1 protein-coding gene is annotated in these 219 nt (G+C 44.3%); it reads left to right on the top strand.

What is annotated here, in order from left to right; all coding sequences use genetic code 11:
* Positions 1 to 219 (top strand): hypothetical protein (locus tag LKX83_RS33345; RefSeq protein WP_227887599.1); only part of this gene is annotated, 219 nt, incomplete at both ends.

The raw sequence follows: 219 nt of genomic DNA, 5'->3' as shown, positions 1-219 counted from the left end.
CCCGGAGTCACGGTTGATTTCGTTGGAGAAGCATCTACGCAGTGGGAGCGGTTATATGAAGCATATCCGATTAAAAAGTGGGCCGACAATATGGATCGGCCTCTTTTTATGCGCAATCTGTTAGTGTTGGATTGGCTTGATCAACTTCGTCCCATGCTTCCGAATGAGATATCTGCATTATCATGGCTTGATATCGGTAGTAAAAATTTCGATTATGCC

Source organism: Cohnella baijiui (genome assembly GCF_020731285.1).
Lineage (GTDB): Bacteria > Bacillota > Bacilli > Paenibacillales > Paenibacillaceae > Cohnella.
The sequence above is the reverse complement of the archived record's forward strand: the minus strand, read 5'-3'. Positions and strand labels throughout refer to the sequence as shown.